The organism is Sphingobacterium sp. IITKGP-BTPF85 (genome assembly GCF_001006065.1).
Lineage (GTDB): Bacteria > Bacteroidota > Bacteroidia > Sphingobacteriales > Sphingobacteriaceae > Sphingobacterium > Sphingobacterium anhuiense.
Genome location: NZ_ASZT02000030.1, coordinates 1 through 22425, shown reverse-complemented (window position 1 = coordinate 22425; position 22425 = coordinate 1). Strand labels below are relative to the sequence as shown.

Annotated in this window: 18 protein-coding genes and 1 pseudogene; 4 read left to right on the top strand and 15 right to left on the bottom strand. The window is 34.6% G+C overall.

Going from position 1 to position 22425, the window contains the following annotated elements; all coding sequences use genetic code 11:
* Positions 1-33: 33 nt before the first annotated feature.
* From rpsG to L950_RS26175, 3 genes are all read right to left on the bottom strand, one after another.
* On the bottom strand, positions 34-501 hold the full coding sequence (rpsG, locus tag L950_RS08300) for a 30S ribosomal protein S7 (protein ID WP_021188484.1): 468 nt from the start codon (positions 499-501) through the stop codon (positions 34-36).
* Between the two features lie 19 nt (positions 502-520).
* Entirely contained in the window at positions 521-934 is a 414-nt protein-coding gene (gene rpsL, locus L950_RS08295; protein WP_002993550.1) for a 30S ribosomal protein S12, read from the bottom strand.
* Positions 935-1222: 288 nt separating this feature from the next.
* Positions 1223-2914 (bottom strand): acyltransferase family protein, encoded by a 1692-nt coding sequence (locus tag L950_RS26175; protein ID WP_231576994.1) that lies wholly within the window; start codon positions 2912-2914, stop codon positions 1223-1225.
* A 160-nt stretch (positions 2915-3074) separates the two neighbouring features.
* On the opposite strand from L950_RS26175, the gene L950_RS08285 reads away from it, so the two are divergent.
* Together L950_RS08285 and L950_RS08280 are read left to right on the top strand one after the other, a co-directional pair.
* A complete protein-coding gene (locus L950_RS08285; RefSeq protein ID WP_031287325.1) occupies positions 3075-4010 on the top strand; it encodes an MBL fold metallo-hydrolase in 936 nt (311 codons plus the stop codon).
* 141 nt (positions 4011-4151) lie between these two features.
* Entirely contained in the window at positions 4152-4718 is a 567-nt protein-coding gene (locus L950_RS08280; RefSeq protein WP_021188481.1) for a DUF1572 family protein, read from the top strand.
* A gap of 74 nt (positions 4719-4792) precedes the next feature.
* Here the strand turns inward: L950_RS08280 and rnr are convergent, their stop codons facing one another.
* The 3 genes from rnr to fsa form a co-directional block, all read right to left on the bottom strand.
* On the bottom strand, positions 4793-6922 hold the full coding sequence (gene rnr / locus L950_RS08275; protein ID WP_021188480.1) for a ribonuclease R: 2130 nt from the start codon (positions 6920-6922) through the stop codon (positions 4793-4795).
* A gap of 509 nt (positions 6923-7431) precedes the next feature.
* Complete coding sequence (locus L950_RS08270) at positions 7432-7890, bottom strand: Fur family transcriptional regulator (RefSeq protein WP_021188479.1); 459 nt, start codon at positions 7888-7890, stop codon at positions 7432-7434.
* A 100-nt stretch (positions 7891-7990) separates the two neighbouring features.
* Positions 7991-8650, bottom strand: a complete 660-nt coding sequence (gene fsa / locus L950_RS08265) for a fructose-6-phosphate aldolase (RefSeq protein ID WP_021188478.1) — start codon at positions 8648-8650, stop codon at positions 7991-7993.
* A gap of 169 nt (positions 8651-8819) precedes the next feature.
* Between fsa and L950_RS08260 the strand changes: the two genes are divergently transcribed.
* Entirely contained in the window at positions 8820-10040 is a 1221-nt protein-coding gene (locus L950_RS08260; RefSeq protein WP_021188477.1) for an MFS transporter, read from the top strand.
* Here L950_RS08260 and L950_RS08255 read toward each other — a convergent pair.
* The 5 genes and pseudogenes from L950_RS08255 to L950_RS08235 all read right to left on the bottom strand — a co-directional run bounded on the left by L950_RS08255 (position 10002) and on the right by L950_RS08235 (position 19694).
* The gene (locus tag L950_RS08255; protein WP_021188476.1) at positions 10002-10469 is read right to left on the bottom strand and encodes an aspartyl protease family protein; all 468 of its coding nucleotides are present in this window, start codon (positions 10467-10469) and stop codon (positions 10002-10004) included. The two genes, L950_RS08260 and L950_RS08255, sit on opposite strands and share 39 nt — an antisense overlap.
* Before the next feature lie 128 nt (positions 10470-10597).
* A complete protein-coding gene (locus L950_RS08250; RefSeq protein ID WP_231576992.1) occupies positions 10598-11077 on the bottom strand; it encodes a helix-turn-helix domain-containing protein in 480 nt (159 codons plus the stop codon).
* Between the two features lie 28 nt (positions 11078-11105).
* A pseudogene (locus L950_RS08245) lies at positions 11106-12043 on the bottom strand (malate dehydrogenase).
* Positions 12044-12169: 126 nt separating this feature from the next.
* Positions 12170-14473, bottom strand: a complete 2304-nt coding sequence (locus L950_RS08240) for a BamA/TamA family outer membrane protein (protein WP_021188474.1) — start codon at positions 14471-14473, stop codon at positions 12170-12172.
* On the bottom strand, positions 14463-19694 hold the full coding sequence (locus L950_RS08235) for a translocation/assembly module TamB (RefSeq protein ID WP_231576991.1): 5232 nt from the start codon (positions 19692-19694) through the stop codon (positions 14463-14465). Before L950_RS08235 ends, L950_RS08240 begins: the two co-directional genes overlap by 11 nt.
* A gap of 324 nt (positions 19695-20018) precedes the next feature.
* On the opposite strand from L950_RS08235, the gene L950_RS08230 reads away from it, so the two are divergent.
* On the top strand, positions 20019-20450 hold the full coding sequence (locus L950_RS08230) for a Dabb family protein (protein ID WP_021188473.1): 432 nt from the start codon (positions 20019-20021) through the stop codon (positions 20448-20450).
* 60 nt (positions 20451-20510) lie between these two features.
* Here L950_RS08230 and L950_RS08225 read toward each other — a convergent pair whose 3' ends face one another.
* The 4 genes from L950_RS08225 to L950_RS08210 all read right to left on the bottom strand — a co-directional run bounded on the left by L950_RS08225 (position 20511) and on the right by L950_RS08210 (position 22070).
* Complete coding sequence (locus L950_RS08225) at positions 20511-20804, bottom strand: DUF4342 domain-containing protein (protein ID WP_037525171.1); 294 nt, start codon at positions 20802-20804, stop codon at positions 20511-20513.
* Positions 20805-20873: 69 nt separating this feature from the next.
* Positions 20874-21068 carry a YqaE/Pmp3 family membrane protein gene (locus tag L950_RS08220; RefSeq protein ID WP_021188471.1) on the bottom strand — a complete coding sequence of 65 codons (195 nt, stop codon included), beginning with the start codon at positions 21066-21068 and terminating at the stop codon, positions 20874-20876.
* 131 nt (positions 21069-21199) lie between these two features.
* The gene (locus tag L950_RS08215; protein ID WP_021188470.1) at positions 21200-21535 is read right to left on the bottom strand and encodes a hypothetical protein; all 336 of its coding nucleotides are present in this window, start codon (positions 21533-21535) and stop codon (positions 21200-21202) included.
* 244 nt (positions 21536-21779) lie between these two features.
* Positions 21780-22070, bottom strand: a complete 291-nt coding sequence (locus tag L950_RS08210; protein ID WP_021188469.1) for a hypothetical protein — start codon at positions 22068-22070, stop codon at positions 21780-21782.
* Positions 22071-22425: the final 355 nt, after the last annotated feature.

Genomic DNA, 22425 nt, shown 5'->3' with positions numbered 1-22425 from the left:
GGTGTAATCATATTTTTGTGTGTAAGTTCAAAACTAGAATCTGAAGTGTGAGAACGCTTTGTTAGCTTCAGCCATTTTGTGCGTATCTTCTTTCTTCTTAACAGCAGCACCTTCACCTTTAGAAGCTGAAATGATTTCTCCTGCTAATTTTTCAAACATTGTTTTCTCACCACGTCTGCGTGAATATGAAATTAACCATTTCATACCCAAAGCAATTTTACGCTCAGGACGAACTTCCATAGGAACTTGGAAGTTAGCACCACCAACACGACGAGATTTAACCTCTACAGCTGGCATAACGTTGTTTAAAGCTTTTTTCCAAGCTTCTAAACCGCTTTCGCTAGTTTTTTGCTCTACTAATTCAATTGCATTGTAAAAAATTTCGTATGCTGTAGATTTTTTACCATCGTACATCATATTGTTTACAAAGCGTGTTACCTGAGTGTCGTTAAACTTTGGATCAGGTAAAATGATTCTCTTTTTTGGTTTTGATTTTCTCATTTTTCTTTCCTCCGTTTAATTATTTCTTTTTACCTTTTGCTGGCGCAGCCGCTGCTTGTCCTGGTTTAGGACGTTTAGTTCCGTATTTAGAACGACGTTGGTTACGACCTGCTACACCTGAAGTATCTAATGCACCACGGATAATGTGGTAACGTACACCTGGTAAATCTTTAACACGACCACCACGAATCAAAACGATTGAGTGCTCTTGTAAATTGTGACCTTCTCCTGGGATGTAAGCGTTAACCTCTTTACCGTTTGTTAAACGTACACGAGCTACTTTACGCATTGCTGAGTTTGGTTTTTTAGGGGTAGTAGTATATACACGTGTACATACACCTCTTCGCTGTGGACATGAGTCCAACGCTGGTGACTTACTCTTGTCAACCAGAGCTACTCTACCTTTTCTAACTAATTGTTGAATAGTAGGCATTTACCTGATTTTGTTATTTAATTTTATTCTTAAATTATTATAAGTTCGCAAAGATAACCATTTTATTGTTAAATCGAAATGTCCAGTCAATTAGTTTTCCACATTTTGCTTGAAAATCTTAGAGTTAGCTGTTAGATTAGTTTTTTTGTAATAAGTAACGAACAACTTGATCAGCTCCATATTTCGATAAATGATCGTCATCATGCATGTAGGGATCTTGACCATTGTATTTAATTATTTCAGGTAAATTGTAAATATCAATGTAAATATCTTCTGGAATAAAGGTTTTTAGATAAGTGTTGATATGTGCAGATCGGGATTCAACGTAGTTTCTTCTTTTACACTTTTATTTTTTATCTGTAGAGCCAAAATATTTGGAAAGATGATAGAATAACTAGGGGTCTGTCCGATCATTTTAAGTGGAATACCATTTTCTTTGAAATATTGAATTACTTGCTGAAGTTTTATTTTTAAGGTTTCATCCGGATATTGTTGCGAGCCCCAGAAACCAACAAGTATCACTTCATCAATTTTTTTCGTATTTTCTGGTATAAATTTTTCATACATATAGTCGATCAGTTCGCAAGATGCCTCTGGCCCTTTGGTGTCCAAAAGTGGATAAGTAGTGGATACGGTTGCTTGTAAAAGATTGATATTTTGTTTTTCTAATTGCTCTTTTAAACTCTGTCCGAAAACACCCGCATGACTATCCCCTAGTAAAAGAATATTCTTTTTGTTTGGAATGATGGTGGCACAGCTTTCAAAATTATATTGCTTAAATGTATTGTCTATATCCAGATGGCATATGCCTTTTCTGAATTGTGAAGCAAGTCTGTTTTTTCTGTAATTGGTGTTATAGTTCGTCAGGTAATCAATTTCTTTGTTTATTTGTAATCGATTATAAGGAAATAACATCATAATTCCTGTTAGCAACACAACAACGATGGTAGCAGCTATTGTAAATGGTAGTTGATCAAATTTCTTATTGATCTCGATGAAATAATAGGAAATACTTGCACAAAGTAAAGATAGTGTGAGGATGGGAATGATAATAAGAGGTTGATTCAATCCAAGATAAATGGCGAATACATAAATTGGCCAATGCCATAGATATAAAGAATAGGATAGTTTCGCTACCCATTGTATTGGTTTAATGGATAAAAAATTGAAATCGCACTGTGCTATAATGATACCAAAGGTCGCAATGACAGGAATAAGTGTATAATAGGAAGGCCAGCTTATATTTTGTTCGTTAAATAAATAGATACTAACAATTAAAATAGCATATCCCGTAATTGCAACTACTTTTCTGAAGAGCTTGGGTATCGACTTTTGAGTATAAGACTCTCCTAAAAATGCAAGTCCCCCAATTAACATTTCCCATGCCCGAGTCGGGAACATATAAAAACTGAAGGATTGATCTGTATTATTGAAATATAAGTTCAGACCTAATGACAGGATAATCAAAAAGATGAAAAAGCTAACAAACCTTATTTTATTGTTCGAGTAAAGACTTTTAAAAGGGAATAAGAGGGCAGGGTATAAAAGGTAAAATTGCCATTCGACCGATAATGACCATGTGTGCAAAAGGATGTTATTTTGAGAGGCAACATCAAAATATCCACTATTTAAATAATATTCAATATTGGAACTAAAGATTATGCTGAAAAATGCATTATTTCCAAGTTGCTGTAAGTCTTTTGGAAGTAATATAAAACTACCAATAATAGAAACACCTACAAGAAGAAACAAAAGTGCAGGAATAATGCGTGTTATACGTTTAGTGTAGAATTGCTTAAAAGAAAAGTTGCTATTCTCAAAGCCCTTTAAAATAATTCGGGTCATTAAGTAGCCAGAGATGACGAAAAAAATATCCACACCACTAAAGCCACCATCAAAATAGGGTACTTTGAAATGAAAAAAAATTACTGCCAGTACCGCTAAAGCACGTAATGCCCCTATATCATTTCTAAATTTCATTTTTAAAGTAACTTGTAAACTGCAAATCTGAACAAAATAATTTATTTCACCTATTAAATTTTGTTCCATTTTATTTTTTAGACAATATCATAAAAACATGAAATTGCGTTCATGTTTTTATGATATTTTTGTATCGTTTATCAAAATCGAAAGTATCAATATGAAAAAAATCATCCTGCTTACGCTGACTCTGTTGTGTTCTAAAGTATATAGTCAGACATTTGAAGTAGTGCCTTTGGGAGTTTATGGAGGAGATCATGAAGATAATCTATCTTCATACTTGATTGGTAAGTATAAGGCAAATGCGTATTTAGCGCTAGATGCCGGTACTATAAATGCTGGAATTCGAAAAGCAATAACCTTAAAAACATTTGAGGTGCCAGCCGGCAGGGTATTGCGAGATTATATCAAAGGGTACTTCATCTCGCACGGACATCTTGATCATCTGGCAGGGATGATAATCAATTCTCCCTCAGATGCTGCAAAAAATATTTACGCAACAGCAGCAATGATAGATGTATTGAAAGCGCATTATTTCATAAACGATACATGGGCTAATTTTGCTAATGAAGGTGATTTACCCATACGGAAATATCAATATAAACGTTTAAAAATTGGCGAGATCGATACGGTAACAAATACCGGAATGACTATTCAGGCTTTTGATTTAAGCCATGTGAACCCGATGAAGAGTTCAGCAGTTTTAGTAACTATAGGCGACAGTTCTATCGTATACCTAGGAGATACAGGAGCAGACCGTGTGGAAAAGGTCACAAATCTTGAAAATTTATGGCAGTCTATAGCACCCATAATTAAATCACGACGATTGAAAGCTTTAATGATTGAAGTTTCATTTCCGAATGCACAACCAGAAAAATTACTTTTTGGACATTTAACACCTCTACTTTTAAATGAAGAATTGGGAAAGCTAGCAACTTTTACCGGAAGAGATATGCTACAAGGTTTAAATGTTATTGTTACCCATATGAAGCCTGTTTCCGATAATGTTGACACGATTAAACGGCAATTGCTGGAAAATAATTCTTATAAAGTTAATTTTATTTTTCCGGAGCAAGGAAAACGAATGGTCTTTTAATATATACTGTTAATGATGGCTATTTTTTCAATTGAATGTCAATTTTTGGGTTTTACCTAAAAAAAGTGAATTTTTCTACTTAGATTTAAGAATAATTGGAAGGTGTATGAGAGATTGTTTTATTTTGTAAATCAGATTGTTATGAATTATTTAGAGGATGTTCAAAAGTTGTTTTTGTATTATAAGCATTTAGTTGATAGTACTTTGAATCAGTTAAGTGATAGCCAGTTATTTTGGCGTTACAATGATGAAAGTAATAGTGTAGCTGTACTTATTCAGCATATATCCGGTAATATGAAGTCTCGTTTTACAGATTTTCTTACTTCTGATGGTGAAAAAGAATGGAGAAATCGTGATGCAGAGTTTGAATTGGTGGATCAGGACAAGAATAGGTTGTTTCGGGAATGGAATGAAGCATGGGACAATTTATTTAACACCTTGAAGTGTTTGGAATTTGAAGATCTAGGAAAGCTAATTTATATACGTAATCAGGGCCATACAGTGGTAGAAGCAATTAATCGACAATTGGCTCATTATCCCTATCATGTAGGACAAATTGTTATGTTGGGAAAAATGATGAAAGGGAATAATTGGAAGTCACTATCCATCCCGAAGGGCGAATCAGAAGTTTTTAATGCTGTTAAATTTACGCAGACCAGGCATATTGAGCATTTTACAGATGAGATGTTGAGACATTTGGATGGTTAGTTTCTCTTTGAAATGAAAAGCCCCCAAAAAAGTGTTTTACTTGATTGGAGGCGTCCATTGTATTTTAATATGACTTAACTGATTAAAGTAAAATCGATTTGACGTTTGTCAAGATCAACCTTTTTAACTTTGATCTGTACTTCGTCACCTAATTGATATTTCTTTTTCTTGCGTTGACCTATGATTGCAAAGTTCTTTTCGTCTAATACATAAAAGTCGTCGTTAATGTCTCGTAATCTAACCATACCTTCGCATTTGTTGGTTTCAATTTCTACGTACATCCCCCATTCAGTTACACCAGAGATAATTCCTGTATATTCAGTCCCGATCTGTTCCTGTAAAAATTCAGCTTGTTTATATTTAATTGAAGCACGTTCGGCTTCTGCTGCCTTCTTCTCCATTTGTGAAGTGTGTTCACACATTTTTTCATAATGATCGGCATTGATTTTATCACCTCCACTTAAATAGTATGCTAATAATCTATGTACCATTACATCAGGATATCGGCGAATAGGTGAAGTGAAGTGCGTATAATAATCAAATGAAAGACCATAATGACTTGTTCCTTTTGTCGTATAGATCGCTTTTGCCATCGAACGAATCGCCAAGGATGTTAACATATTTTGCTCTTTACTGCCTTCAATTTTAGTCATTAAAGCATTGAGAGATTTTGCAGTTTCTTTGTCAGATTTGATCGTTAACTTATGCCCGAACCGAGCAGCAAATTGAGAAAATGTAGTTAATGTCTCTGGATTCGGGACATCGTGAAAACGATAAACAAATGGTAATTTATTTTTTCCTTTTCCCTGTTTCCCAATGTATTCAGCAACTTTTCTATTGGCTAAAAGCATGAAATCTTCAATGAGTTTATGCGCATCTTTTCTTACTTTGCTATAGACCCCCGTTGGTTTACCGTTCTCATCCAACGTGAATTTTACTTCTTCACTTTCAAATGCAATTGCACCATTTTTAAATTTGCGCTCACGAAGAATATAAGCAAGTTCATTTAGTTTTAGTATCTCTGAAGAAAAATCTCCTGTTTTTGTTTCAATAACTTCTTGAGCTTCTTCGTAAGAAAAGCGTCGATCAGAATGAATGATAGTTCTTCCAAACCATTGCTCTACAACATTTGCCTTTTCATCAAGCTCAAAGACCGCTGAGAAACAAAGTTTATCCTCATGTGGTCGTAATGAACATACACCATTGGAAAGTCGCTCTGGAAGCATGGGGATTACCCTATCGACAAGATATACTGAAGTACCTCTTTCGTATGCTTCTTTGTCCAGTTCAGTCTCTGGAATAACATAGTGCGAAACATCGGCAATATGGACTCCAATTTCATAATTCCCATTTTCTAATTGCTGAAAAGAAATTGCATCATCGAAATCTTTTGCATCAGCAGGATCAATTGTAAATGTGGTGATTGCCCTAAAATCCCTGCGTTTTGCAATTTCTTCCTTAGAGCAGGTCTCTGGTAAAGCATTTGCCTCTTCTTCAACTTTTTTAGGAAACTTTAATGGAAATCCGTAGTCTGCCAATATAGCATTCATTTCCGTGTTGTTTTCTCCTTTTTTACCTAAAATAGTCTTGACTTTGCCAATCGGATTTTTTGCACCTTGTGGCCAGTCAATAATAGAGACTACAACCTTTTCTCCATCCTTAGCACCCTCAAGATTATCAAGCGGTATAAAAATATCATGTAACATTTTTCTATCGTCTGCAATAAAGAATGCGAAGTTCTGAGAAAGATTGATAATACCTGTGAAATCTGTTTTTGCACGCTGTATGATTTCAACAACTTCTCCTTCTTTTTTACGGCCTCTGCTCTTTTCAAAAGTATGTACTTTAACAATATCTCCATGCAGTGCTTGACGTAATTTTCGAGGTGCTACAAAGATATCATTCTCAAATTCGTCTTGAGGTATAATATAAGCAGATCCTTCAGCAGTCATATCGACTTTTCCCGTCACGTAAACTTTAAGTTGACGAAGTTTGAATTTACCCTTCTCAACCTCTAAAAAAGGGCTGTTTTTCGGATGGTCAGTCAGAATGTTGGCGATTGCTATTTTGGAATCTGAATCGTGAACGTTCAGCTTTGATGCGACTTGTTTATAGTTGAGTGGCTTGTTGTTTGACTTCTCGAAGATGTCGATGATGAGCTGTGTTAAAACCTCTTGGTACGGGTTTTCTTTTTTTGTCGTCATACGTTTTTATTTACTTTTATCGTGTTGTAAGTGGGGGAGAAGGCTACTGTAGTTTGCAATATAATACCATTGCTATTTAGGCTATTCCCGATGTCTTATCACATACAATATACAAATATTAATCCGAAATTGTGGATATCTAAGTGTTCTTTGTTTTTGTTATAGAATTAAGTGTATTTTTAATTCTATTTAGCATATTTAATATTTTGATAAACAGTGTATTGAATATTAAATAGCTTAATGAATCATTATTTGTAATGTTGATAAACAATATACTTTCAGGTTTTGCTCGATTTTTAATACATTGCTAAATGTATTTTTATCAAATTCTTATTTGTTTAAATTTAATAAAGTGTATTGTATCAATTATTTAGATTTCTTTTTGCTAAATTTTAGTTGATGATTAAGAAAGAACTTTAGCATCAGGATTTAGGAGAAGCGCGTGCAAAGAAAAGGTTTTCAGAAATGTTGATATCTTCCTTCGAATTCAGTAAAATTTTGTTTTTTTATTATTTTTCCTGACATTGATCGCATAGACCCAGGGCATTTATAGCTACAGCTTCAAGTTTGTAACCTTCCGGAATGTTGAAGGAGGGAAGTGTGATTTCATCCATACAAAATACGGAGTTACAGCTTCTGCAGATGAAGTGTACATGTTGGTCATGATGATTGTGCTCGGAGCAGTTGGTCGAACAGAGGGCGTAAGTAGCTGTACCATTTAGATCAAAAATTTTATGCAATATTCCCTTCTCCTCAAATGAAGCTAACACGCGATAGAGGGTGACACGATCAATTTCTTTACCGATTAATTTTTCGAGCTCTGGTTGTGAAATGGCTGATTTCTTAGTCGATATAACTTCTAAAGTTCGCAGTCTAGGCTGTGTAACCTTAAGCTGATATTGTTTTAGTAAAGTTGTAAAATCGACACGCTCATGTACTGTTTTTTCCTGTTGTTGCTCTTTACTCATAATACAAAAATACATCATTATTCTAATATAAAAAAACGGTCAGAAACAAGTTATTCATACTCGTTTCTGACCGTTTCTTTAAAGTCGTTTTATATCGATTTTATTTTCCTGCCGCCTTCGCGTGGTCAGCCAAGAAAGTAGCAAGGCCACTATCTGTTAATGGGTGTTTTAATAAAGCTGTGATTGCAGATAAAGGACCTGTCATCACATCAGCTCCAATCTTAGCACAACCTAAAATGTGCGCACTGTTACGTACCGAAGCCGCTAAGATCTGTGTTGGGAAACTGTAGTTATCATAGATTAAACGGATCTCTTCGATAAGTCCTAAACCATCTGTAGAAATATCATCTAAACGACCAATGAAAGGTGAAACATAAGTAGCTCCAGCTTTTGCAGCTAGGAGTGCCTGACCTGCAGAGAAAACCAAAGTACAGTTTGTTTTGATTCCTTTTTTGCTGAAATATTTAATTGCCTTGATACCATCTTTGATCATAGGAACTTTAACAACAATCTTGTCATCTAACTTTGCAAGTGCTTCTCCTTCTTTGATCATTTCTTCGTAGTTTGTAGAAATTACCTCCGCACTTACATCGCCATCTACGATAGCACAGATCGCTTTGTAATGATTGATTACATTCTCGTCACCACTGATTCCTTCTTTGGCCATTAAACTTGGGTTTGTTGTTACCCCGTCTAATACACCTAAATCTTGTGCTTCTTTGATTTGTTCTAAGTTTGCTGTGTCAATAAAAAATTTCATCTTGTATTGAATTGATTGTTAATTGTTTGGTTTATTTACCATTAAGTGGCAAAGTTATCGATTAAAATTCACTAATCTTGTGCAGAAATGAAATTACTGCACAAAAATTGCTTAGTCATTACTGTTCATTTTAGATCATTCCTTTCATTTACTTCTATTATTCATTGATATGCAGATATTTCGTTCGCTTCAGTATCCAAATTTTAGATTACATATAATTGGCCAGGCAATCTCATTGATGGGCACATGGATGCAACGTGTTGCTATAAGTTGGTTAGTATATAAGTTAACAGATTCTGTTTTCTGGTTAGGTTTTGTATCTTTCATCTCCTTGCTTCCTTCTTTGGTATTATCTCCATTTATTGGAAGCTTTGTCGATAAACATAAAAAGTATAAGCTTGTTTTTATTACGCAAATAGGTCTCATGATTCAAGCAGGAATCTTAACACTGTTAGTGTACCTGAAGATGGAAACAGTATTGTGGTTATCTATTTTGGGATTTGCACAAGGAGTAATCAACGCTTTCGATGTGTTAGGAAGACAATCGTTGATGGTACATTTAGTGGATAATAGAAAAGATTTGCCTAATGCAATAGCACTAAATTCTTCTATATTTAACGCTGCGCGTATGGTTGGTCCGGCTATTGGTGGTATATTATTGAGTACATACGGTGAAATGATGTGTTTCAGCAGTAATTTTCTGAGTTTTATCCCTGTTTTGATTACTTTATGGATGATGAATGTCACAGAAAGTACAGCAAGCTTAAGCAAAGGAAGTAATTGGCAGGGCTTGGTCGAAGGGTTTTACTATTTGAAAAGATCGCCCCACATTTTTTCGCTTATTATAGTGATGACTTTTTCTAGCTTATTAGTGATTCCATATACTTCTTTATTACCTGCCGTAGCAAAAGAAATGTTTAATGGCGATGCAGGTACATTTTCATGGTTTGAAAGTGCAGCTGGTCTTGGGGCAATGATAGGTGCTATTAATATGGCACGGCTAAAATCGGGGACTAATATGCGCTACCAAGTAATGGGCGCAGCACTGTTAATGGGAGCTGCCTTGTTTTTACTCGGGCATTCATCTGTTTTAGTTCTTGCTCTCTTATATACGGCGATCGTTTCTTTCGCTATGATGATGCAGAACTCCAGTATTAATACGTATATACAGACGCATGCGATGCCGATCTACAGAGCACGAGCAATTTCTTATTATGTAATGGCATTTCAAGGTATTTTCCCTATAGGTAGTTTGCTTATAGGGGCTTTAGCAAGCTATTTCGGATTGCGTAGTGTCTTATACTTTATGGGCGGTGCAGGTGTTTTGATTGCTTTATCTTATTATTTATATTTACGTCTGCATATTCATAAAAGGCTCTTTAAGTTTTAACTTTCTCTTGAGTAATTTAAGCGTTTTCTTTTTGTAATCAATCACTGCGCCATAAGGAGCTAAAATATCTCCTCCGATCACTCCAATCACAGGACGTAGATTCATCTGTTCGTAAGCATAGTTAATAGAACTGAGGTCAAGAACTGCAGCCCTATAATTTTTTATTTTCCAATCATGGATTTTAAAAAGAGGAATATGAATCAAAAAACTTTCCATGTTATTCGTGCCCAAACCTGTTGAAAGCGTATCGGTACTTTCTAATTGGAATTGGTCTGTGTGAATTTTTTCTAATTGGTTTTTATCAAAAACAGTCTTTGAAGCTCCTGTATCTAAAACCATTAAATGGGTAGTTTCGTATAAAGTGACCTCTATTAAAATATGAGTGCCTTGCTCCTGTAATTGTAAAATCTGTAAGGGGATGATTGCCATATTCCAAACATAGAAAAAATATGTGCTTCATGAAAGTTAAAGTATCTTTATTTAGATATATTAATGCACTTGATCTAAAGTTTGCCGTAAAGCGGTAGGATTATTTAAATTTTTAAACTGCGTTGGTGTTAAACCTGTGTTTTTTTGAATTGATTGCTGAGATATGCAGTGCTTGAATAATTAAGTTTTTCAGCGATTTCAGCTAATGAAAGTTCATCGTAAATTAATAACTCCTTAATATATTCTATTTTTTGGAAGATAGCATATTTTTCAATACTGATACTTGCTACAGAAGAGAAGAGGGCACTTAAAGAGCTGTATTCAACATGTAAATGATCACTTAATATATCTGATAAATTTTTATTCAGATAGTTATAAGGATAGCGTGTATAATCGATGATCAGCAATTTTATTTTTTCAATAAGACGCGTGTTTCTATCATCGATTAATTCAAAACCAATAGCATGCAGACTTTCCTTCACTTTCTTTCGTTGTTCAAGCTGTAGTGAATGGTCCAACGTAACAACACCTAGTTGTAGATCATGATAAGGGATATGCAACTCTTTAAATATATTTTCTACAGCCATCTTACATCTATTGCAGACCATATTTTTAATAAAGAGTTGCATATTATTTTTATAAAACGTTAATATCTTTTAGTACATTATTCATGTTTCGAACAGCATCCGCACTTTTGTGTAGTTTTTGCTTTTCCTCTTCCGAAAGCTTCAAAGGTACAATTTTATCCCATCCATTTTTATTGATGATGACTGGAACACCTAAATTGATATCCGATAATCCAAATTCTCCATCCAAAAATACACTTGCTGTGAAAAGCTTGTTTTGATTTCTAACGATACTTTCAACTACAGCTGCAGTAGCTGCCCCAGGAGCATACCATGCAGAGGTTCCGATTAAGGATGTCAAAGTTGCACCGCCTACCATTGTTTTCTGAATAATTTCTTCTTGCTCCTCCTCAGTTAAAAAATCAGTTACAGGAATACTATTCCATGTGGCATGTTTGATCAGAGGAATCATGGTCGTATCGCCGTGACCGCCGACAACAATTGCATTAAGGTCACTTGCAGAAGCGTTTAATTTTTGACTTAGCTGATATTTAAATCTTGCAGAATCCAATGTTCCCCCCATACCTATGATTCTATTTTTGGAAGACCAGAGCTTTTTAAAGCCAAATATGTCATGGTATCCATTGGATTTGAAACAATAATAATAATGACCTCAGGAGAATGTTTTATCAAATTATCAACTACTGTTTTAACAATATTTGCATTAGTGCCGATTAGTTCTTCTCTGGTCATGCCCGGTTTTCTAGGAATTCCTGAAGTAATAACTGCAACAGTGGAGCCTGCGGTTGCACTATAATCATTCGTTACACCTATTATTTTTGAGTCGAATCCCAATAAAGCAGCAGTCTGTGACATATCTTGTGCCTTACCTTCAGCAAACCCTTCCTTGATATCTAAAAGGATGATTTCTTCAGCAACCTCTCTTCTGATTAAATTATCTGCAGTTGTCGCTCCAACTGCTCCTGCACCAACTATTGTAACTTTCATAAGCCTTTTAATTTTGGTCCTTAGACATTAATTTTTCTTTGAATTTACTCAATAAATAGTAGGAAAGCAATTAAGTTGTATAAAAAATGATAGGAAATAAAAAGGAGAACTTTCGTTCTCCTTATATTAAAATGGATAGCCAATAGCTAGATTAAACATTAAATTGTCCTTGCGCCATCTGCTACTTCCTAAATCAATATCTTTCAAGACCCATCGCTCTCCTTTATCCAAATATGGAATACGGAATGGAATAGCAAAATCTGTTCTTAATATAAGAAAAGTAAAGTCAAATCTTAAACCTAAACCGCCACCAACAGCTAATTCAGTCAAGAAATCTTTGCTAAATTTTGCTCCGGGCTTTTCATCATCTGTATTTTGTAGCCACACATTACCGGCATCAATAAATGCCGCCCAATGGACAAAACCAGCCAATTTAGCACGATATTCTGTACTCATTTCCAATTTTATATCTCCAGTTTGATCAGCATAGAACTTATTGGTCCCAATGTTTTGAGGTTTTAAAGTTCCTGGACCAATTGCTCGAGCAGCAAAAGCGCGAATACTGTTTGGACCACCCACATAATACTGTTTTAGATAGGGTAAAGCACGAGAGTTACCATAAGAGTAACTTAGACCTAAACTGACTCGCGATGCTAATTGTGAATTTTCACTTAGTTTTAAATAATGTCTACCATCACCACTTACCTTGATATATTGAGAAAAATAAGCGTTGAATAATTTAAATGTTTTACCCTCATTGTAGTTGGCACCTTTTATCAATCCCAATACATTACCAGATAAATCTAAATTTCCTTTAAAATAAAAGGTGTTTTTTAGATTTTTGTTCATCATATTGGATAAAGTAAAATTATAATTTGGACCAATAGTAAATTGTGGTTCTATAGCATGTTTTAGCGTTGGCACCGTATCCATCTGGGCTTTATACTCATCTGAAACACGGCTGGGCTGTACATATGTAATCTCTAATAATCCCAAATCATGTTGTTTCTCTTCAGATTCCTGCCAGATATAACCATAGTCAAGTTTTAGTGATCTTAATGTATATGCTCGAGTTCTATTTAAGAATTCAAATCCCGTTTTGATGTAGGTTTTTGGTATAAATCTACGACTGGGATTTATTTTGAAAGGCGAAAGAATACGGGGAAACGTTAAAGTAAGGTCTGCACCATAGCGATAATAGCTTGAGTTTAGACTTACACTTCCACCGGTCTGTGTTTCGTATCCACCAAACACATTTAGACTTAACAGTTCGGCACCTCTAAAGGCATTGCGTAATTGCCAGTTCACATTAAGTTCAGTTCCATTATATACCGAAGCCATTTTTCCTAACAATTCGAGACGAATAGATTTCTTAGGAAGAGGAGTAAGATAGTAATATACATCTAGTCCGTTTTTGACATCTTTACTATCAACGAAATTGTTTTTAACAAATTTGAAGCTATTTAGATTTACAAGGTGGCTGATTGTTTTATTATGGGCACCGCGATTATAACGATCTCCCTTTTTAAAGAAAATATGGTTAGCTATAACGGGTTTTCTAAAGGTATTTTTTGGATCTATAAAGTAATATGAACTATCGAATAATTGCGCATTACGTGGAGCACGTTGATATCCTGTACCTTCGTCCGTATAATTTGGATAGATGTATATATTATTTATCTTGGATGGTGATTTAGCTATAACAGGTGTTTCAGGTTTAATAGTGACATATAAATTGACTTTATTATCTCCAATTGTACTATCTGCTTCCACCAATATATAGTCAGGACTGAAATAATAGTACCCAATATTTTTAAGTTCATTATCAATCCGATCACGTTCATTCAGGATATCATCTAAACTATAATGCTTACCAACCTTTAAAAGAGACTTATCACGAGATAGGAGTATATCTCGGCCAAGCTGTATCGTACTGTCTACATTAAACGTAACAGATTTTATTTTATAAATCAGATTAGTCGTCGCAATATAGTGTATGGTCGCTTCTTTATCCTTAATTGTAGTGTCGGACTTTACCTCTGCATTAAAGAAACCAATATTTTCAAGTCGATTTCTTAACAGGTTTTCATTATATTCCCTATTTACATCACTCAATAAAACGGGTTCTTCACCCATTTTTTTTAGTTGTCTGCGAATGAAGTTTTTTCCAACTGAATCACCAGCCATGTTGTTGAAAGCTAGTTTGTAACGCCATCCAAAAAGTGTCTTATTGGGTTTAGGCATTAATACCTGTTCCAGATGCGTAGCTAAGGCCTTTTTATGTTCTTTGGAAATCGTATCCGATTCAATATCGACATGGCCATCCACATATAAGGACTGACCCTCTTTTAAATTTTTTGTGGTCGAACAAGAAGCAATGAAAAGCCCTATAAATACAACAAAAGCTATAAATTGATTGCTATTTTTCATTATTCTCCCTTTCTTCATTTCTAATCACTTTTTCTCCTATTGTATCTGTTTTCTGATTCGTTGAATCAGTCTTATTGCTTGGTTTGGTTTGCTGGATTTGTTTTCTATCCAAGTAACGTTCTTTATATTTCTTAGGATCGTTACGCATCATACTATCTCGAATTGCAAAGCGGACGCTATCCCTGTAAACGGAGTCGGTTTCCATACGTTCTACGTCAAAACGTTTACGGAAATTTTTGCTTCGGGTATTATATTCATTTAATTTTTTAGAATTCATCCAAATTTCTCTGAATTTATTGTAGCTCATATTGATGATAAATCCAATACCTGTTTCAACATATTGGCCCTGAAGTGTTACTTGATATTGGTTTTTCCGATATACGCGAGCGAAATAGCGACCATCTTGAGACAGTTGATAATCTAGACTAATATCTCCGGCAATATTCGCAGCTTGCTCTCCAGGTCTTGAATTCCCTTCAACTTCAAAATTCGAACCTATAGTGATTTTCAAACGGTCGTTAAATAGCATTTTTGAAACACCAATATTTAAATCGGTACGTGTTTCCCCAACTCCAGTTGTAAAATCCTGCTCGGATTGTAAGTCAAAATCTAATTCCACTCCTTTAATTAAATCCGAAGCTAGTCGGTTTAACTGTGACGTTAGTAATGAACTCACACTATTACGTGCCATAGATTCGACACCGCCACCACCAGATAAACTTTCAAATGGATTAGAAGCCAAAAAGCGTCCTAATACGATCAATGAGAAAACCTGCTTATTCATTTCAGAAGGGTCTGTTCGTATTTGTGAAAGGGCATTATTGACTTTACTCACCACATCTTGAGACGCAATGGCGTTATTTTCATCCAGATCAATATCAAATCCTAGTTTAGGCTCGAATAACTTTTCTGTGATTAATAAATTGACATTAAATGGTACTCGCTGTTTGTATAGATTAGAATTATCTGCACCAAGTTGAGTTTGTACCAATTCCAGGGTAGGGGCCTTGACTTTGTATACTGCAGTGATATCCATTCTCGCATCTAGCGGGTCTCCTGCCCATGTAATTGTACTTCCTTCTTTAAATAAGAACTCACGTTTCACAGGCCCAAAAGAAAACGAATAACTTCCTTTGTCGACCGTATAAGTTCCCGACATGGTGATTTTGTTACTCGCATCGATACCTGCATTTAATTCAGCTTCACCTTGGATGTTTAAGGCGTCCTGAGATCCTTCGTCAAGAATAACTTTGAATTTAGCATTCTTGTCAGTTTGAAGATTCAGCGTCACATCGATTCCTGTTAATTTTGTTGTTGTTAGTGAATCCAATTTTGCAAAAACATTTGCTCTTGTTGTATCACTTTTATCAACAAATTCTACGACACCTTTTCGCTCCACCATACCAGGGTCATCATTCGGCATAATGAATACAAAATCAGTTTTATCTTGAACTTTGATATTTCCATCGACAACAGGTTTATCCAATGTGCCTCTTATACGTAGATCAGAAGAAACGTACATTTTACCAAAGAACAGATCATTATCCTCCCGAGTCGAATTCACAACTTCAAAGTTATCAGTCTTAAGATTCAAATTAAAGTCATAATCTGTATAGTTTTTAGTTAAAATGGTACCATTCAAATCACCAGTATTGCCTTTTTTATCTTTGATGTTGAAATTGGATAAAGAGATTCCCCTATTATCAAAACTAATTTTTTCGTTATCAATTAAGAACGCCGCATTAAGCATAGCAACATTAAATTCAGCACCATTAAAATTCAGATCACCGTTGATAACAGGTCTATCTGTCGTCCCAGATATTTTAAGCTCTCCTTGGACATCCCCTTTAGATTCTTTTAAGTACCCAAAGCTGAAAGCTTGAATTGTCTTCATTTTTAAAGGAGCAATGTTGAGCGTAGCATCAAAAGTAGCTTCTCCAGTTGGAGGACTTATAAACTCTCCGATTAAACTGACGTTATTACCATTTTCAGTAATACTGACATTGGCTGCATACGTATTTTCTTTTTCATTATTAACTTTAATATTGACATTTCCAATTGTATCCGTCCCTAAGTAAAATTTATCAATTCCAATATCTGATACAAAAACAGGGTTACTTTCAAGGCGTGAAATCGTTGCTTGTCCATTAATACCACCACCAATATTCATGTCATCAGCAGCAATCATTTTACTGAGGGTCTCAATTCTGAAATTTTTAAAAAGTAGATCTACAGGTGAATTCAGAACACTATCCTGTGATTTAATTTCCAATAACTGTCCCTTGTTTTCCAGAATGAAATTATGAGCTTGAATACCCGCTTTACCAAAGGATAAAACATTCGTACTATCGACATTCCATTTATCATAATTTAGCATTAATCCATCTTCTAGTAAGCTAAAAAGAAAGTTGCCACGATCTACTTTCATATGGGCACCTAAATGGTACTGTTCTTTATCTTTTTTGTCTTTAATCCAAACGCCAAAATCTAAGTTGTTTTTAATGACTTTACCACTGAGTACCGTATTGATCAATTCGATGTTGCTAACTTTTATTTTGTTAATCAAAGCAGAATAATACATGGTGCTATCAACTGTTGTAAGATCAAAAGTCACACTATTAATATCTGTGCCTGCATAAACAATTTTTGGTGCATCGAGCTTTGCCTGGATCAACTTGTTCTTACTATTAAACATACCATCAAGTGTGATGTCTTTCATTTCAGTCAGATCAGGTAAGAAGTCCTTTATAAATTTTGTTCTGGTCAACTGAGCAGAAAATTCAAATTGTTGATCTTCGTATTTTGGAATAGTTGCCGGAGCTCCAGGTTGATAATAAACGTGTGCAATGTCTTGTATTGCTGTACCAAGCTCCATTAATTTATATTTACCAACTAAATGGGCATTTAAAAAGGCAGATTTTAACATTAAAAGATTTGAGCTGCTATCCGAACGAGCGATAATTGAAATACTATCAAGAGTGTAGCGGTCATTATTGTATGCAATAGAAGAATTGATGATATGTGCTTCTCCATTCAGGAAATTAGGGTCTGCTGTTTCAAAATTTCCGACCATTTTGCCATGATAACGGAAGTCATCATCCATTAACTTTAAATTCTGTAAATTAATGCTATCGACCATCAGTTCAAAATCGACTTTCGGATATTTTGCATGCATATTAGCGGTAGCATTTAAATTGAATTTGACATTTGGATCAATACTATTAATTGAAGCTTCGATATCGCCTGCATTAGCATTCATATTCATATCGATATTCTGGTATTGATATCCTAAAGCATCCAGACGAATTAGTTTTCCGTCCACATTCGCTATCGCTTTTTTAGGGTCTAATCCATGGCCTTTTACATTGGCTTCAAATGATAAGATACCTAAAACAGAATCTTGTTTCAAAATTTTTCCGATGTCAAAGTCTTTAATAGATACGTAAGCATCGTATGTCGTATCACGCTTTGCCATATCAAATTTACCATTTACTTTAGCTGTTCCTTTTTCTGTCACTAAGGATAGGTTGGTATTGAATGATTGCATTCCACCTTTAAATGTTCCAGTAAGCCCTATTGCATTTGGAAGTTCAAGATTTTTAGGGAATAATGATTTTGCAACAAGTTGTTCAATATCAGATCGGCCAGTTGTGAATTTTTTGAGCGTAAGGTCAATAGACATCTTATCAACATCAGGAAGACCCTTGAGTCTAGCACTGGCAATTACTTTTGTATTCGATAATGTGCTGAAATCTAAGTGTGGGATATTGAGATCGTTCAGTTTTCCCATTACTTTTCCGTCAATATTGAATTTTTTATTCATGAGCGGATGCATGATCTCCATCGTATCCAAGAACGGAGCAAAGTAATAAATATCGCGCATATCAACATGACTCTTTTTAATGTTGGCATTGACAGTAAGCAATTCAGGTTTTTCCGATATAGCCTCTAAAGAAGGATAAGATATTTTAATATAATCTTGTAATAATGTTTTAGAAGTTGCAGCATACAGATTTTTGATCTCAGCACCTGTATTGGTATAGATAAAATCACCTTTTAGATTTTTAATTTCGAAACCGGAGTGATCCTTTGCTGTTAATGATTTTAGCGATCCGCTAATTGAATCTGCGCTATAATACAAATCAGTCATCGCAGTATTGATCGCAGGGATTTTAATATTGAAATAATCAAATCCTTTCATCCGTGCTTGATTGTCATCTTTATACCATACATTGGTATTATTGATGTTGATATCAGAAACAGAAACAATCCAATTAACCTTGGATGGTGCTGATGCTGTTGTATTTTTATCTGCGGCTGGTTTAGTTATTTTTGCTATTTTATCAAAAAATACCTGTGAATCAGATCCTTCTAAATTAATCTTTTTTATTGAAACAATTTCCTTATTAAGATCAATACTATTGATATCCGCGTATAGCTTTTGAATGGCAAACCTTGTTCTCAGTTTTCCCGCTTTATCTTCATATCGAACATTAATATTTCGCAGGTCGGCCGTATTAATACCAATATCAGGTAATAAAGAAGTGGCAATTGCAGTGGAATCAGTAATTCCAAAATCTTCAACACTGGGGCCATCGCCTTCTTGGGTAGGATTCCATTGTGTGACTAATGCACTTAAGCCATCAATAGTAACTTTTGGCATATCAAATGCCATATTTTTTGTCAAGTCAAATTTCTTGATCCTGGTGTCAAAATGTTTCAAATAGACGTCAGCGCTCGTGCCAATTACGTCATCGGCATATACCACATGAAAACGATCGAAGATAACTTTGTCCATATTGAATACCATAGCAGAAGAAGTATCAGTTTTTGCTTTGGTACTTTCAGGACTCGCAAATGCTTTTATGATATAGTCAAAATTGAAACTGCTGTCAGGCATAGACCGACGTATTTTTGCGGTAATGCCAGTAGCCTCCAGTTGTTGGATTTCTACTGTACTTTTTAGTAGTTTCATCATATTGATATCCACTTTTATGGCCTCACCTGCTACTAATGTATCTCTAGATTGATCTTCCAGATAGATGTTTTCTAAAACAAGTTTTTTGGGAAATTCAATATTGATGCTACCAATATGAAAGGGCGTGCCAATTTTGCCCTCAACATAAGTGGCTACTTTTCCGGCAATAAATTTTGCACGGAAGGAAGTCGAATCAAAAAAATAATGAGAAGTAAGAGTCCAATGACAGATCCAATAATCCATAAAAGGGTCTTTAATGCGATACGGCTAAATTTATTCAAAATATTTTTTAGTCTTTATATAAACCTTAATTTATTATTATAACGTAAAACAAGTGATTATGTTTATATCTTGTTTACTATTTTACATTTAATTTTATTACAAAGAAGGATGGATATCCAGTTTTTCTCCAAGAACTAAATATAGGGAGAAGTATTTGTAATGTTGTCGAGATTAATCAAAAATAGTGCCTTATTTTTAGTATACAACCTCTATTTTTAAGTTTGGCTTTTAGATTGGTTTTTTGCTTTTTTTCTATGTATATTCGAGATAATCAACATAAAACAAATGGAAAGAAAGAAATTTTTAAGCTCATTAGCGCTAGCGAGCGTTGGTGGAACAGTACTGACTTCATGTCTAAATACACAAAGTAATAATGAAACAACAATAACACAAGCCGGATTCAATGCCGGATTTATATTTCATAGCGTCTATTTCTGGTTAAAAGAAGGAATCACGGCAGAGGAAGATAAGGATTTTTTAAAGTTTTTTGACATTTTGAAAAAAGTGCCGGGAGTACAATCTTGCCATATCGGTAAACCCGCTAAAACTAATCCAAGACCAGTGGTCGATAATTCTTTTTCATATCATATCATGTTGACCTTTGAAAATCTGGAAGCAATTACAAAATATGAAGAACATCCAGATCATCTAGCTGGGATTGATCAATATAGTAAGTATTGGGTAAAAGTAGAAGTAAAAGATACGGTTATTACCTAGTTCTTAATAAAAAGCATAATGTGAAAGAGAGGATCATAAGTGCTCTCTTTCATATGTCTATCATTTTACTTCAATACTCTGAGATGTATTTTGATTGTCTTGGTCATTATCATCTTTTTCTTGTCGTTCGACAGTTATTTTGCATTCTGTCAATAAAGCCGCCATAGCACCAACTGCTGCAAATATAGGGGCAAAGATGAGGCCTATAGCACCTACAGTAACAGGGAAACTCATGATTTCTTTTCCTGATTTATCGGATATGCTGATTTTCGTTACATTTCCATCCGCAATGAGTTCTTTAATCTTCTTTAGTAGATTTTCACCTGTAATCGAGAAAGTTTCTTTAATGCTCATAATGATTTGATTTTTAAAATGATGTCCAATAAATATAATCATTATTGTCCAAATAATTGGATCGAAATGTTAAAAGCGTTGCTCACGCTTAAACTGATTAAATCTGGATTTATTTTTACCATCAACTCGTGAAGCTACTGCCCATATTGCCGCGGGCAACCAACCGATAAGTGTGCATTGCAAAATCAAACATAAAATTCCAGAAAATATTTTCCCTCTTAAAAAAAAGGAAAGCCAAGGTAATAATACTGCTATTAAGATCATATCTTTTGTTTCTTTGTTTAGCCAAAGATAAATCCTACAATAATTTATTCAAGTCTTTTTTAGGTAAACCTAGAAGAAGCATCGGCGAACATAGGTTATAAAAAGGTGAATAAATTCCTTCTTTCAATTGCTTACCTCATTTCGATGAGCTCACTTAACGTTTTTCCATCCCAGGTGTATTTCTTTTGACTTTTTGTTTCCTTGTAATTCGGCTCATCTAAATTGTCATCAATATTTTCGCCTTCAACTATTTTTTTATAGATCATAGTGGGATCACCTTTATGTTCGGAGGGGAACAAGATTGTTTCATCATAATAGAATACACCCGCATCAGAAACAGACATTTTGCTTGGGAAATGAATCAATTCTTGACCAGTCCATGCAAAATAGTAATATTGGGTAGCGATTCCACATGCCTCACCTAAAAAAGCAGAACGATGAATATTTTTAATGTTTTTTAATCCCATTCCTCCTAAGATCTTAGTCTCGGTACCAGTTTGATCGTTTACCTTAGCTTGATATGAAGCGCGCGCAATAACGTTTTTTCTCGATCAAAGACTTTGATTTCGGCGTCATAATAAGATGGTGAATTTTCAGTAGAGGATCTGAATTTTTTGAAACCATAAATGAACTGTTCGCCCTCCTGGTTACGTATACTGTTGAGAGCTAGTAAACCTAACCATATAAAACCCTCTTTTTTGACATTGTCTTTTAAAAACTAATTTTATACCATGGCGCATGAAATCCTCTTATCGTACTTCCATTGTACCCCTCACTGTTAATAACAACCATTGCGCCCTCTTTTAGAGAATCGACCAACTTCGATTTAGTATCCGCATTTTCACGTACATATGCCACGTCAGCGAATACATAAGCTGTATCACCTTTTTGAAAATTCCATAAAGTGTATTCATCACTTACAGCATACGCTGCAGGTTGTTCCTGTGCACGAACCAATAAAAAGGTAATTGAAAATAGAAAGAGAAGTGCTTTTTTTTTCATGTTTTTAACAATCAAGGTTTTTTGTGTAAAATACTTATTTTGGAATGATCATAATCAATTAGATGACAAATTTGATTCCAATTAGGAATATGAATGCAATTATTTTTTCACATCATTATAAATTAAAATATTGTTCAGTTCTATGCGTTTGAATTTTAATTGTTTATATCGTCTTTTAAACGCACATAATTTTAATATAGGGCAGCATTGGCTATAGGGATGAAACTCTAAATAAGAGGGCCATTCATGAAATTGGCCCTCTTAAATTTAATTTTGAAATATTTAAGCAAGACTAGCTAAGCTATCTTCCAATATTTGAATTTTAGATTCTAGCATCAGTCTTTCTTGTTTTGCT